This is a genomic window from Lentibacter sp. (assembly GCF_965658795.1).
GTDB lineage: Bacteria > Pseudomonadota > Alphaproteobacteria > Rhodobacterales > Rhodobacteraceae > Lentibacter.
Genome location: NZ_CBFHTG010000014.1, coordinates 33,557 through 46,955 on the forward strand (window position 1 = coordinate 33,557; position 13,399 = coordinate 46,955).

Here is a 13,399-nt window from a genome sequence, read left to right on the forward strand (position 1 = left end):
CATCTCTCTGGATCAGGTGAGGAAAAGAGGGCAGGTTACCGCCCTCTTGTTGACTTAGTCAGCCGAGGCCAATGTCACGGAAGCAGGCACACCGGCGTACTCTTCCTTCGCGCCAAGCAGCCATTCGTCATAGGCTTCCTGGCTTACAACTTCGACTGTGATCGGCATGTAGGCGTGGTCTTTGCCGCAAAGCTCTGAGCACTGGCCGAAGTAGAGGCCTTCTTTCTCTGCTTTGAACCACAGCTGCGCGAGGCGGCCCGGTACGGCGTCTTGCTTCACACCAAAGGCAGGGATGGTCCATGAGTGGATCACATCGGCGCCTGTGACTGTCATGACGACCACTTTGTCGACCGGCACAACAATGCGTGTGTCTGTCGCAAGGAGGTATTCGTCGTCTGAGTAGCCGTAGTCGGCGAGCTCTTCGCGCGCGACCATGAAGCTTTCAAAGCCGAACTCCTCGTCTGTGTATTCGTAGCCCCAGTACCACTGGTAGCCTGTCACTTTGATGTTCACTTCGCCTTCAGGGATGATCTGTTGTTTGAACAGGATCGGCAGCGAGAAGGCCCCGATGAAGACGAGGATCAGCACTGGCACGAGTGTCCACATGACCTCGATGGGTGTGTTGTGCGTGAAGGTCGCTGGGGTCGGGTTTGCTTTGCGGTTGTGGAACACGATGATCCACAGAACCAGAGCGATGACCAAAAGACAGATCGCAAGGATGATCCAGTTGATCGCTGTGTCCAGCCAGATGATGTCGCGTTTCAGCTCGGTGGCTGCAAATTGGAAGTTCATGCCACCATCGACAGGCTTGCCGACGCGCTCGACAGCGTCTTGTGCCATGGCAGGAAGCGCAAAAATGGCTGTCATAAGAGCCAGAAGGGAAGAAAGAATTCGCATGGTTCACCCTGATCGGTTGAGTATCTCTGTTTTATCTTAAAGCAAAAGGAACCAGAGACTCATGTCTCGGCCCATTGCGTCTTGGAGCCTCAGAAACCATATTCTAGGCTCAGAGACAATATTGTAGCTTGCGTCAAAGAGACGCTTTTTTGATTTAGATCAAGAAAATACGCCCCGAGAAAGACAGGAAAAGTCATGAGCAACGCCCCGTTTCGCCCCTTTGAGACCGAGATAGACGAGGGGAAAGCCCTTAAATTGTTGGAGAATGCCTGTGCCGGGGCCGATGATGGAGAGCTTTTTCTGGAGCGCTCCAAGTCGGAAGCTCTTGTCCTGGATGACGGGCGCGTCAAAACAGCAAGTTTTGACACATCTCAAGGTTTTGGCCTCAGGGCTGTGCTGGGTGAGGTGGCTGGCTATGCGCATTCCACCGATATCAGCGAAGCGGCTGTGACGCGCGCTGTCGAGACGGCGCGCTTGGCTGTGGCTGCGGGCGGGGGCACGATGGCGGCGGGGCCAAAGGGCACAAACACCCGTCTTTATGAGGCAATTGATCCGATCGAGAGCGCAGGCTTTTCAGCCAAGCTTGATATCCTGAAAGAGATTGATGCCTATGCCCGTGGCCTTGATGCGCGGGTGGTGCAGGTGACAGCCTCGGTTTCGGCAACCTATCAGGAGGTCGAGATTCTGCGTGTGGGCGGTCAGCGGCTGACCGATGTGCGCCCGATGACGCGGCTCAATGTAGGTGTGATTGTCGAGCAGGGTGGCCGCCGCGAAAGCGGGTCGGCGGGCGGCGGGGGGCGTGTTGGCCTCACGGGGCTGCTCGCGCCAACAAGCTGGCAGGCCAGCGCACGGGAAGCGCTGCGCATTGCTTTGGTCAACCTTGATGCAGTGCCAGCGCCTGCGGGACAGCTTGATATTGTGCTCGGGCCAGGCTGGCCCGGGATCTTGCTGCACGAGGCCATTGGCCACGGGCTTGAGGGCGACTTCAACCGTAAGGGAAGCTCTGCTTTTGCAGGGCTAATGGGCCAGCAGATTGCGGCCAAAGGTGTGACGGTTCTGGATGATGGCACGATCCCTGACAGGCGCGGCTCGATCACGATTGATGATGAAGGCACGCCCAGTGCGAAGAATGTGCTGATCGAAGACGGGGTGCTTGTGGGCTATATGCAAGACCGCCAGAACGCGCGCCTGATGGGGGTTGAGCCTACAGGCAACGGACGGCGGGAAAGCTTCCAGCACGCACCGATGCCGCGCATGACCAACACCTATATGATGGGCGGTGAGGCCGATCCGAGCGATATCGTGGCCGATCTGAAAGACGGTATTTGGGCCGTGGGCTTTGGCGGCGGGCAGGTTGATATTACAAACGGCAAGTTTGTCTTTTCCTGCACCGAGGCCTACCGCGTCCGCAACGGGAAAGTCATGGAGCCTGTGAAGGGTGCAACGCTCATCGGAGATGGAGCCACGGCCCTGAAGAACATCCGCGCGCTTGGCAATGACATGGCGCTTGATCCGGGTATGGGCAACTGCGGCAAAGCGGGCCAGTGGGTGCCTGTTGGTGTTGGGCAACCCACTGTCATGATTGGCGGATTAACCGTTGGTGGCTCTGCCGCCGCAGGCTGACAGGCGCAGCTTACAGCCCCTCAAAATCACAGAGCGCCATGACGTCCATGCCCATGGCTTCAAGGCGCTTGCGCCCGCCCAGCTCTGGCAGGTCGATGACAAAGGCGCAGCTGATGACTTCGCCGCCCAACCGCTCGATGAGCTTGATGCCGGCTTCGGCTGTGCCACCCGTTGCGAGGAGGTCATCGACCACGAGAATCTTCTCGCCCGCCTGGATGGCGTCATCATGGATTTCGACCACGGCTTCGCCGTATTCGAGCGTGTATTCTTCCGAGATCACAGCCCCCGGAAGCTTGCCCTTTTTGCGCACAGGCACAAAACCGACAGAGAGCTGGTGGGCAATCGCCCCGCCCAAGATAAAGCCGCGCGCCTCAAGGCCGACGACCTTGTCGATCTGCATACCCGCATAGGGGTGCAGCATCTGGTCAATCGCCATGCGAAAGCCGCGCGGATCAGCAAAGAGGGTTGTCACATCACGAAACATGATGCCCTCATGAGGAAAGTCAACGATCGTGCGGATGTAGTCTTTGACGGTTTTCATTTTTTTCCTCAGCGTTACCAGCCACAGCTTTTTCGGAGCGGTGATATCGCATCTTCTATCCCGCGGACATCGAATTTTGCAGTTACAGGATTTTCATTGAACGGAGTGAAACGAACCAAGAGACTATCTGCTCCAAACAGAGATTTAATAACGGGAATTGACTGTCCTCCGCTCCACAGGCCAAGCGAACGGTTATTGGTGCTCTCATTGAAACCTCGTTTCTGAGTTGGCTTGTCGTCGATACGGTATTCAACGGAGCCATAGCCTTGAAAGCCAGATGCCACATGGCAGTGGGTCGCAATGATTAGAGCTGTCGTGTTCTCGACACAGCGTGCAAAAAGAGTAATTTTTTGATCATCAGAATAGCCACAACGGACAGTTTTTTCGCTTGAAACGGATAGGAAAACGTCTGTTGTATCCTTGAAGTCTGACTTTTCTTGCCTCACCGTCCAATTGCCTTTGGATGGTTCGGTTGAGACTTCTGGAGTTAGGCCTAAGGCTTTGTCGTAGCAAGCGAGCCGGTCTAAGTCGTTTTGGATTGCGGCACAGCCTTCAAGGTCTTGCGCATTTAGGGTGTTTGCTGCGAAGAGCGCGATAATTGATATAAAATGTTTCACTGGCTAACTCCTTAGATTTATCGATTTTGCCCTACTATAGGTTGAATTAGTATCGATTTTCTAGAGTGGCTTGCCTGATTACGTTGCGCGTTTGAGCGTGGTGGTGAGAAGCCCCATGGCGACAAGCGTTGCCCCGCCTGTACGTGTCATCCAGACAAGGGCTTTGGGCTGGGCTATGACGCTGCGGAGGCGGTCAGCGAGGAGCGCATAGGCCAGTGCGTTGAGGGTTGCAAGGCTTACAAAGGTTGCGACGAGCAGGGCCATTTGGGGCAGGATCGCCGCCTCGGGGCGGATGAACTGCGGCACAAAGGCGATGAAAAACGCGATGCTCTTCGGATTGAGCGCGGTGACGGCAGCCGCATGGGCAAAGACGCCACGCGGCGTGACGCTTTTGTCAGCCTCGGGCAGGCTGAGGGTTTCTTCGGTGGCCGAGCGCAAGAGCTTTACGCCGAGGTAGACCAGATAGACCGCGCCGACCCATTTGAGGACGGTAAAGGCCGTGGCCGAGGCCAGAACCAGCGCGCCAAGCCCTGCGAGCGACGCTGTCATGGCGACAAGATCGCCCAGTGCCACCCCCGCCGCCGAGGCAACCGCCACAGGCCGACCCTTGGAGAGCGCATAGCTCATGACCAGAAGAATCGTCGGGCCGGGGATCATCAGAAGCACCGATGAGGCGAGCACGAAGGCACCCCAAGTTTCAAATGTCATCTTTACCTATCTTTCTTAACAACTGGTAACGCCTCTGGGCGGCGGCCTTTAGAGGACACGCCCTGCCACCGCGTCAAGCTTTGCCAAAAGCGCCGCGTCGCGGGCCTCTGGCGCGGTGAGGATCGCATATTCCAGAGCGCGGTCGCAGCCGTGGGGGCAGGCTGCGCGTGCCGCGCCGAGCAGGGCGGGCAAGCGGGAGACCAGAGCGCGGCCTTTTTCGGCGTTGCCCATCAAAGTCTTAATGATTTCAGTCACATCGACTTCGCCGTGTTCGGGGTGCCAGCTGTCGTAGTCGGTGATCATGGCCACCGAGGCGTAGCAGAGCTCGGCTTCGCGGGCGAGTTTGGCCTCGGGCATATTGGTCATGCCGATCACGTCGGCCCCCCAGCTTTCGCGGTACATTTTGCTCTCGGCCAGCGTGGAGAATTGCGGGCCTTCCATGGCAAGATAGGTGCCGCCATTGTGCACGGTGATGCCTGCGTCTTGGGCGGCTTCAAAGCAGGCGGCGCCAAGGCGGGGGCAGGTGGGGTGCGCGACCGAAACATGCGCCACGCAGCCTGTGCCAAAGAAGGATTTCTCGCGGGCGAATGTACGGTCAATGAATTGATCTACAATGACAAAATCGCCGGGTGCCATCTCTTCGCGAAAGCTGCCGCAGGCGGAGACAGAGATCACATCGGTGACCCCAATGCGCTTGAGCGCATCGATATTGGCGCGGTAGGGCACGCTTGTGGGCGTGTGGATATGGCCGCGCCCGTGGCGGGGGAGAAAGGCCATTTTGACACCATTCAGACGGCCTGTCAGGATCGCGTCAGAGGGCTTTCCCCAAGGGGTTTTAACCGTTTGCCAGCTGGCATTTTCCAGCCCGTCGATCTCATATATTCCTGACCCGCCGATGACGCCAATCATAGTTTCGCTCATGGTGTGCTCCCTGATATCTGTTGGCTCATTTGTGGCCCGATGCGGGGCCAAAGGCAAGGCAGCGTGCGCAGGCTTAACCTGCTTGTGATGGCCAAAAACGGGGGGGTGAAAAGCGTGCACCATGCGTGCACCCCCCGTGCACCGGCTGTGGCGGGTGTTGTGCGCGGGCGAATCGTTAACCTTTTGGTTTCTCCTGTCGAAACGGCCTGCCAAACGCAGGCCCACCCGCCGAGGCCCTGCAGCCTGTGCATCGGCGCAACGCGTCGTGGCGCGCGTTTCGGTGCGGGCTGGCCATTTGACGCGGGGCGCGTTAGGGCGCAAGGCTGAACGCGAACCCGAACGACCCGAGTAGGACAGAATATATGAAACGCGCCCTTATGGCTGCTTTTGCCAACCGCCTTGCCATGCCAGACCTGAGGCTGATGCCTGACGAACCCTTTAGCGTGGGGCGGCTCAGAATCGAGGTGCTGGCGGGGCTGACCGTGGCGCTGGCGCTTGTGCCTGAAGCTGTCGCCTTTGCCTTTGTGGCGGGGGTGCATCCGCTGGTCGGGCTGTATGCGGCCTTTCTTGTGGGCCTCATCACGGCTGTGTTTGGCGGCCGCCCCGGTATGATCTCGGGCGCGACTGGCGCTCTGGCGGTTGTGATGGTGGCGCTCGTGGCGCAGCACGGGGTGGAATATCTCTTTGCGACGGTCGTGCTGATGGGGGTCTTGCAGCTGATTGCGGGGGCCATGCATTGGGGCAAGTTCATCCGCCTTGTGCCGCATCCTGTGATGCTGGGCTTTGTGAACGGGCTCGCGATTGTTATTTTCCTTGCGCAGATGACGCAGTTTAAAGTGCCGGGCTCTGTTGTGAACACAGGCCACGGTATGAGCGGCGGTGAGTGGCTGACGGGCACAGCGCTTATGATGATGCTGAGCCTCGTGGCGCTGACCATGGCGATTATCTGGGTGATGCCGAAGGTGACACGCTTTGTGCCGGCCCCTCTCGCAGGGATCGGGATTGTGGCGATCCTTGTGATTGCACTTGGGCTTGATGTGCCGCGCGTGGGCGATCTGGCGTCGATCTCTGGCGGCTTCCCGAGCTTTCACAACCCGTTTGGCACGGGGGAGGGGCTTTACGGCACAGCACTTGCACCGCTTAATATGGAGACGTTTTACATCATTCTGCCCTATGCGGTTATTCTGGCCGCGATTGGCCTGATCGAAAGCTTGCTGACGCTGAACCTTGTGGGCGAAATTACCGGGAAGCGCGGCGGGGCTTCGCAGGAATGTATGGCGCAGGGTGCTGCCAATGTTGTGACAGGCTTTTTCGGCGGTATGGGCGGCTGTGCCATGATCGGGCAGAGCATGATCAATGTGAAGTCGGGCGGGCGCACGCGCATTGCTGGCATTGCGGCGGCGCTCTTTTTGCTGAGCTTCATCATGTTTGCCTCGCCGCTGATCGAGCAGATCCCGCTGGCGGCGCTTGTGGGCGTGATGTTCATGGTGGTGATCGGCACATTTGCGTGGAACTCGCTCAAGATCCTGCGCCGTGTGCCTATGACGGATGCTTTTGTCACCATTCTGGTGACGATTGTGACAGTGGCCTATGATCTGGCGATTGCGGTTGTTGTGGGTGTGATCGTGTCGGCGCTGGCCTATGCGTGGAACAACGCGACGCGCATTCATGCTGTCACGCGCGAGTCGACCACGGATGAGGGCGCGAAAGTCTATGAAATTCAGGGGCCGCTTTTCTTTGGCTCAAGCGATGGCTTTGCCGAGATTTTCGAGGTCGAGACAGACCCTGATCTTGTGATCGTGGATTTCAAGGAAAGCCGCGTTGTGGACCAATCGGCGCTTCAGGCGATTGAGGCTTTGGCGGCGCGCTATGAGGCGGCTGGCAAGCAGATCAAGCTGCGCCACCTGAGCCGCGACTGTCACAAGCTGCTCAACAAGGCGGGCCACCTGATGGTGGATAGTGACGATGACCCCGATTATGCGCTGGCTGTGGATTATGATGTGCAGACAGGTATTCTGGAGAGCGGGCACTAAGCCCCGCTTTAACGCCCCAAAAAAAGAGCCGCTTGTGCCGATGCGCAGGCGGCTTTTTCTGTTTGGGCGCAGGTGCGATTTGACATTGCGCCCCATGCTGGCAGAGTGCGCATCAGATCAAACATGAGGGTATGACATGAAGCAGCGCGAACTTGGCCGCACGGGTATTTCTGTGAGCGAGCTGTGCCTTGGCACGATGACATTCGGCACGCAGACCAGCGAGGCCGACAGCCACGCGCAGATGGATATGGCGCTGGCGCATGGGGTGCAGTTTTGGGACTGTGCCGAGATGTACCCTGTGAACCCGCTCACCAAGGAAACGCAGGGCGATGCCGAGCGTATTCTGGGCAACTGGTTTGAAAAGACAGGGCGGCGCAACGAGGTTGTGCTGGCCACGAAGCATTCGGGGGCTGGCTATAAAAACGTGCGCGACGGTGCGCCGATCACGGCGGCGACCATCCCTGAGGCGATTGAGGGCAGCTTGAAGCGGCTCAAGACCGATGTGATCGATCTATACCAGTTTCACTGGCCCAACCGTGGCTCGTATATGTTTCGCCAGAACTGGAAGTTTGACCCTTCAAAACAGAACCGCGCCGAGACGCTGGCCAATATGGAAGCCTGTCTTGAAGCTTTGCAGCGCGAGGTGGAGCGCGGCACGATCCGTGCCTTTGGCCTGTCAAACGAGAGCGCTTGGGGCACGTGCCAGTGGCTTGCTGCCGCCGAGCGCGTGGGCGGGCCGCGTGTGGCCTCTGTGCAGAACGAATATTCGCTGCTGTGCCGCCTCTATGACACCGACATGGCCGAGATGAGCGTGAACGAAGACGTGGGCCTTTTGGCTTTTTCGCCGCTGGCGGCGGGCTTTTTGACGGGCAAGTATCAGGCGGGCGCAGTGCCCGAGGCCTCGCGCATGAGCCTTGTGCCCGAGATGGGCGGGCGCATGACGCCACGGGTTTTGGAGGCGGTTGCGGCTTATCTTGCGATTGCGGCGCGCCATGGTCTTGACCCTGTGCATATGGCGCTGGCGTGGACGCTGACGCGGCCGTTTATGGGCAGCTCGATTTTTGGTGCAACGACCGTGGGCCAGCTTGAGCACGCTTTGGGCGCGGGCGATGTTGTGCTGTCTGCCGAGGTGCTCAAAGAGATCGACGCGGCGCATAAGCTGCACCCGATGCCTTACTGAGGCCGCCCCCTGAGGCTGCGCACGGAGTTGCCGTGCGCGGCACGAAAGGCGCGCGCGAAGCTGGCTTGCGAGGCAAAGCCCGTGGCAAGCGCTATGTCTTGCACGGGCAGGGATGTATCAAGTGCGAGGCGGTGGGCCTCGGAGAGCCTGAGGGCAAGGTAGGTTGCCTTGGGGCTTTGGCCCAGCGCCGCTTTGAAGCGCAGCTCCAGCACGCGGGGCGAGAGCGAGACAGCAGTTGCCAGCGCAGCGATGCCGAGCGGCGTTTCGACATTGGCCTGCATCAGCGCCAGCGCGCGGGCCACGGCGGGGTGGTGGCGCGCAAGGCTTTGGCGGCTGGCGGGGTTTTGCGGCAGATCGGCGGGCAAGGACGGATCATGCAAAAACGCGCCTGCCACCTCTTGGGCGAGGCGTGCGCCAAAGCGCTCTTCAATGAGGCGCAGCATCATATCCAGCCCGGACATAGCGGCGCCTGCGGTGGCAAACTTGCCCGATTGCACAAAGCGGTGGGCGAGGGTTTCAACCCCGTCAAAGCGTGCGGCAAAACTCTCGAGATCTTCCCAGTGGGTGGTGGCGCGGTGGCCGTTGAGCAGACCTGCGCGCGCCAAGAGCCAGCTCGCCCCATCTATTGCCAGGACCTGCCCCGCGCGGGGCGCGAGGCGGCGCAGAGTGGCCAGAAGCGCAGGTGTGGCGTGGGCCTCAAGGTTGAAACCTGCAACGATCACCAGCAGATCGCAGCTGTCTATCTGGCTGAGCGCTGTGCCGTGCACCTCGACCCCTGATGTGAGCGTTGCGGGCGCGTCTGTGGGGGTTACAAACCGCCACTGAAAGAGCGTGCGGCCTGCGCGGCGGTTGGCGGCGCGCAGCGGGTCAACGGCGGCGGCAAAGCTGAGCGTGTTGCTGTCGCTGAAGGTGAGCACAGCCGTATCGAGCGGTTTTGCCAAGATTTTTTCGGTATTTGCCATGTCTATTTCGTAAAAGATCAAAAGAGGCAGCACAAGAGCGGTGATACTTTTGGCAAATCTGACGCTGAGGAGGGATTCGCCAATGCCACTGACAATGAACAAAGAGGTTTTCATCACCTGTGCCGTAACAGGCTCGGGGGGCACGCAAGACCGCAGCCCGCATGTGCCGCGCTCGCCCAAAGAGATTGCCGACAGCGCGATCAAGGCGGCCAAGGCGGGGGCGGCTGTGGTGCATTGCCATGTGCGCGACCCCGAGACCGGCGCGCCCAGCCGTGACCTCAAGCTTTACCGCGAGCTGACAGACCGTGTGCGCGAGGCGGATGTGGATGTTGTGCTCAACCTCACCGCTGGCATGGGCGGTGATATGGTCTTTGGCGGGGTTGAAACCCCGCTGCCGACCGTGGCCGGAACTGACATGGTGGGCGCAACAGAACGCGTGGCGCATATTGCGGAGTGTCTGCCCGAAATCTGCACGCTCGACTGTGGCACGATGAACTTTGCCGAGGCCGACTATGTGATGACCAACACGCCCGGTATGCTCACGGCGATGGGGCGGATGATGACCGAGATGGGCGTGAAGCCCGAGATCGAAGCCTTTGACACAGGTCACCTCTGGTACGCCAAGCAGCTTGTGGCGGATGGCGTTCTTGAGCCTGATGCGCTGGTGCAGCTGTGCATGGGGGTGCCTTGGGGCGCGCCTGATGATCTCAACACATTTATGGCGATGGTTAACAATGTGCCAAGCGAGTGGACGTTCAGCGCCTTTGCGCTGGGGCGCAACCAGATGGCTTATGTGGCTGCGTCTGTGCTGGCGGGCGGAAACGTGCGCGTGGGCTTGGAAGACAACCTTTGGCTGGACAAGGGCGTCTTGGCCGAGAACTATCAGCTGGTAGAGCGTGCTGTGAGCATCATCGAGAACATGGGGGCCAAAGTGATCGGCCCCGAGGCGGTGCGCGAAAAGCTGAAACTGACAAAGAGAGCCCCGAAATCATGAGACTTGCACTGCCCCGTTTTGCCCTCGCTCTCCTGACCTTGTTTGCGCTGGCGGCGTGTCAGATCGATGAGGGGGTCTCGGGCGGGGGCGGTGCGCCGCAGCAATCTGCGGGCAAGCGCTCGCCCCTGTTGGTGGCGCAAGACTGCGAGGCGGCGGGTGGCACAATGGTTGTGGGCCTTGCGGGGCCGCAATGTGCGCGCGCCCAGCCTGATGCGGGCAAAGCCTGCACCGACAACGGAGATTGCGCGGGGTTCTGCCTTGCCAAGAGCAAGAGCTGCTCGCCTGTGACGCCCTATTTTGGCTGCCATGAGGTTTTGCTCCAAGGCAAGGCTGCTGCGATCTGCATCGATTAACACGGATAAGGAACGAGAGAGATGGATAAACGGGCTGCTATCATCGGCGGTGGTGTGATCGGTGGCGGCTGGGCCGCGCGGTTTTTGCTCAATGGTTGGGATGTGCGGGTGTTTGACCCTGACCCCGAGGCCGAACGCAAGATTGGCGAAGTGCTGGCCAATGCGCGCCGCGCCTTGCCGGGGCTTGGCAATATGGCGTTGCCAGAGGAAGGGCGCCTGAGCTTTCACACAGATCTGGCCGAGGCCTGCGAGGGCGCGGCTTGGGTGCAGGAAAGCGTGCCGGAGCGCCTGGATATCAAGCACAAGGTCTATGGCCAGCTTGCGGCATGTGTGGCGGCGGATGCTGTGATCGGCTCCTCGACGTCGGGCTATAAGCCGAGCGAATTGCAGGCGGGGATGGCCAATGCGCGCCAGATTGTGGTGACGCATCCGTTCAACCCCGTGTACCTTTTGCCGCTGATCGAGCTGGTCACAACCGAGGCCAACGACGCGGGCGTGATTGCCAGGGCGAAAGAGGTGATTTCGGGTGTCGGGATGTATCCGCTGCATCTGAAGAAAGAGATTGATGCCCATATTGCCGACCGCTTTCTCGAGGCTGTGTGGCGCGAGGCGCTTTGGCTGATCAACGATGGCATCGCCACGACAGAAGAGATCGACAATGCGATCCGCTACGGCTTTGGCATCCGCTGGGCGCAGATGGGTCTGTTTGAAACTTACCGCGTGGCGGGTGGCGAGGCGGGGATGCGCCATTTCATTGCGCAGTTTGGCCCCTGTCTGAGCTGGCCCTGGACCAAGCTCATGGATGTGCCCGAGCTGACAGACGAACTGGTCGATGCGATTGCCGACCAGTCGGATGCGCAGAGCGGGATGCACAGCATCCGCGAGCTGGAGCGCATTCGCGATGATAACCTTGTGGGCATGATGCGTGCGCTGGGCGCGAACGACTGGGGCGCAGGCGCTTTGCAAAACGCCCATGACAAGACCCTGCGCGCAGGCGCAGGCATTGCCAGCCATATCGATGAGATTGCCGACCTGAGCCAGCCTGTTCTGACGCTGCACCGTGTCGTGCCGCTCGACTGGCTCGACTACAACGGCCATATGACCGAGAGCCGCTATTTGCAGGCTTTTGCCGACTCAACCGACCGCTTTATGGAGCAGATCGGCTGTGATGCGGCCTATATCGCGAGCGGCGGCAGCTACTTCACCGCCGAGACGCATATCAGGCATATCGACGAGGTTCATGCCGGTGCCAAGATCACGGTGCACACGCAGGTGATTATGGGGGCCGGCAAGAAGATGCACCTGTTCCACACAATGCGCGAAGGCGACCGGCTACTGGCGAGCGGTGAGCATATGCTCTTGCACGTTGATCTTGCCACGCGCCGCGCGGCTCCGCCGGCGGCGCATGTCGAGGCGGCCTTGGTGAAGGTGGCTGCGGCCCATGCGGGCCTCGCGGCACCTGAGGGGCTTGGCCGCGCGATCGGTGATGCGCGGTGAAAGTGCTTGTGACAGCGGGCGCGTCCGGGATCGGGCGCGCCATGGCTGAGGCCTTTGCGGCCGAGGGGGCACAAATCTGGGTGACGGATGTGGACACGGGCGCTTTGGCGGCTGTGCCCGAGGGCTGGCAGGCCTCTTGTGTGGACGCCTCTGACGAGGTGGCGATGGCGGCGCTTTTTGAAGAGATCATGGCGCATTGGGGCGGGCTGGATGTGCTCTGCGCCAATGCGGGTATCGCCGGGCCGACGGCTGCTGTGGAAGATGTGGCGCTTGCGGACTGGCGCCAATGCGTGAGTGTGAACCTTGAGGGGGCGTTTCTGGCCGCAAAATACGCCGCCCCGATGATGAAGGCGCAAAACAGCGGATCGATTGTGCTGACCTCCTCAACGGCAGGGCAATATGGCTATCCGTTTCGTGCGCCCTATGCGGCGGCGAAATGGGCGATTATCGGCCTGATGAAAACATTGGCGATGGAGCTTGGCCCTTACGGCATCCGTGCCAATGCGATCTGCCCCGGGGCGGTGGAAGGTGCGCGGATGGACGGCGTTTTGGCGCGTGAAGCTGCGGCCAAGGGCATGACGCGGGACGCGGTCTATGCGGGCTATGCGGCGGGCACCTCGATGCGCAGTTTTGTGAGCGCCGAGGATGTGGCGCAAATGGCGGTGTTCCTTGGCTCAAGCAAAGCGCGGCTGGTGAGCGGACAGGTGATTGCTGTGGACGGGCACACGGAGAACCCTGATCCGAAAATCTAGGATCGAATTGGCTGCGCCAATCCGACCGATGCGAGAGGGGCTTTGCCCCTCTCGCGCTCTCCCCAGGATATTTTAAGCAAAAAGAAAGCGCTAGGGCAGCTCGGAGGCGAGCGCATCAAGGTGTGCGGGGAAGTCGCGCGCTGTGATGCGGGCTTCGACGACGAGCGCGTCAAAGTGCTGTGTGAGCGCTGCGACGCGCTCGCGGTCACGGAAGGTGAGATAGTCGCGGCCCACGTATAGCGCGGCCAGGAGCGGGCCGAAAACTGTGATGGGGGAGGAGAAGAGGCGGCGGGCATCAAACAGGTAGATGCGCAGGCGCGG

The 13,399-nt window shown here is 60.1% G+C and carries 13 protein-coding genes and 1 pseudogene; 7 read left to right on the forward strand and 7 right to left on the reverse strand.

Annotated elements, in window-relative coordinates:
* Positions 1-54: 54 nt before the first annotated feature.
* Positions 55-897, reverse strand: a complete 843-nt coding sequence (gene coxB, locus ACTG3X_RS10670) for a cytochrome c oxidase subunit II (RefSeq protein WP_439111255.1) — start codon at positions 895-897, stop codon at positions 55-57.
* Positions 898-1,092: 195 nt separating this feature from the next.
* On the opposite strand from coxB, the gene tldD reads away from it, so the two are divergent.
* A complete protein-coding gene (tldD, locus tag ACTG3X_RS10675; RefSeq protein WP_439111256.1) occupies positions 1,093-2,520 on the forward strand; it encodes a metalloprotease TldD in 1,428 nt (475 codons plus the stop codon).
* Positions 2,521-2,530: 10 nt separating this feature from the next.
* On the opposite strand, the gene ACTG3X_RS10680 is transcribed toward tldD, so the two are convergent.
* The 4 genes from ACTG3X_RS10680 to ACTG3X_RS10695 all read right to left on the reverse strand — a co-directional run bounded on the left by ACTG3X_RS10680 (position 2,531) and on the right by ACTG3X_RS10695 (position 5,307).
* Complete coding sequence (locus ACTG3X_RS10680) at positions 2,531-3,061, reverse strand: adenine phosphoribosyltransferase (RefSeq protein WP_439111257.1); 531 nt, start codon at positions 3,059-3,061, stop codon at positions 2,531-2,533.
* A gap of 14 nt (positions 3,062-3,075) precedes the next feature.
* Positions 3,076-3,678, reverse strand: a complete 603-nt coding sequence (locus ACTG3X_RS10685; protein WP_439111258.1) for a type VI secretion system-associated protein TagO — start codon at positions 3,676-3,678, stop codon at positions 3,076-3,078.
* A gap of 78 nt (positions 3,679-3,756) precedes the next feature.
* Entirely contained in the window at positions 3,757-4,386 is a 630-nt protein-coding gene (locus ACTG3X_RS10690) for a LysE family translocator (RefSeq protein ID WP_439111259.1), read from the reverse strand.
* 48 nt (positions 4,387-4,434) lie between these two features.
* On the reverse strand, positions 4,435-5,307 hold the full coding sequence (locus ACTG3X_RS10695) for an S-methyl-5'-thioadenosine phosphorylase (protein WP_439111260.1): 873 nt from the start codon (positions 5,305-5,307) through the stop codon (positions 4,435-4,437).
* Between the two features lie 362 nt (positions 5,308-5,669).
* Here ACTG3X_RS10695 and ACTG3X_RS10700 point away from each other — a divergent pair, with 362 nt between their 5' ends.
* Positions 5,670-7,340 carry a SulP family inorganic anion transporter gene (locus ACTG3X_RS10700; protein ID WP_439111261.1) on the forward strand — a complete coding sequence of 557 codons (1,671 nt, stop codon included), beginning with the start codon at positions 5,670-5,672 and terminating at the stop codon, positions 7,338-7,340.
* Between the two features lie 136 nt (positions 7,341-7,476).
* Positions 7,477-8,520, forward strand: a complete 1,044-nt coding sequence (locus tag ACTG3X_RS10705; RefSeq protein WP_439111262.1) for an aldo/keto reductase — start codon at positions 7,477-7,479, stop codon at positions 8,518-8,520.
* On the opposite strand, the gene ACTG3X_RS10710 is transcribed toward ACTG3X_RS10705, so the two are convergent.
* Complete coding sequence (locus ACTG3X_RS10710) at positions 8,514-9,482, reverse strand: GlxA family transcriptional regulator (RefSeq protein WP_439111263.1); 969 nt, start codon at positions 9,480-9,482, stop codon at positions 8,514-8,516. The genes ACTG3X_RS10705 and ACTG3X_RS10710 overlap by 7 nt on opposite strands.
* Before the next feature lie 82 nt (positions 9,483-9,564).
* Here ACTG3X_RS10710 and ACTG3X_RS10715 point away from each other — a divergent pair, with 82 nt between their 5' ends.
* The 4 genes from ACTG3X_RS10715 to ACTG3X_RS10730 are packed head-to-tail and all read left to right on the forward strand — an operon-like array spanning position 9,565 to position 13,078.
* The gene (locus ACTG3X_RS10715) at positions 9,565-10,476 is read left to right on the forward strand and encodes a 3-keto-5-aminohexanoate cleavage protein (protein ID WP_439111264.1); all 912 of its coding nucleotides are present in this window, start codon (positions 9,565-9,567) and stop codon (positions 10,474-10,476) included.
* Positions 10,473-10,829, forward strand: a complete 357-nt coding sequence (locus ACTG3X_RS10720; RefSeq protein WP_439111265.1) for a hypothetical protein — start codon at positions 10,473-10,475, stop codon at positions 10,827-10,829. Before ACTG3X_RS10715 ends, ACTG3X_RS10720 begins: the two co-directional genes overlap by 4 nt.
* Positions 10,830-10,850: 21 nt before the next feature.
* Complete coding sequence (locus ACTG3X_RS10725; RefSeq protein ID WP_439111266.1) at positions 10,851-12,326, forward strand: carnitine 3-dehydrogenase; 1,476 nt, start codon at positions 10,851-10,853, stop codon at positions 12,324-12,326.
* Positions 12,323-13,078, forward strand: coding sequence for an SDR family oxidoreductase (locus ACTG3X_RS10730; RefSeq protein WP_439111267.1), 756 nt, complete (start codon positions 12,323-12,325; stop codon positions 13,076-13,078). The genes ACTG3X_RS10725 and ACTG3X_RS10730 overlap by 4 nt, the downstream gene beginning before the upstream one ends.
* Positions 13,079-13,168: 90 nt before the next feature.
* On the opposite strand, the pseudogene ACTG3X_RS10735 reads toward ACTG3X_RS10730, so the two are convergent.
* Positions 13,169-13,399: pseudogene (locus tag ACTG3X_RS10735) on the reverse strand (transcriptional regulator); the annotation flags it as partial.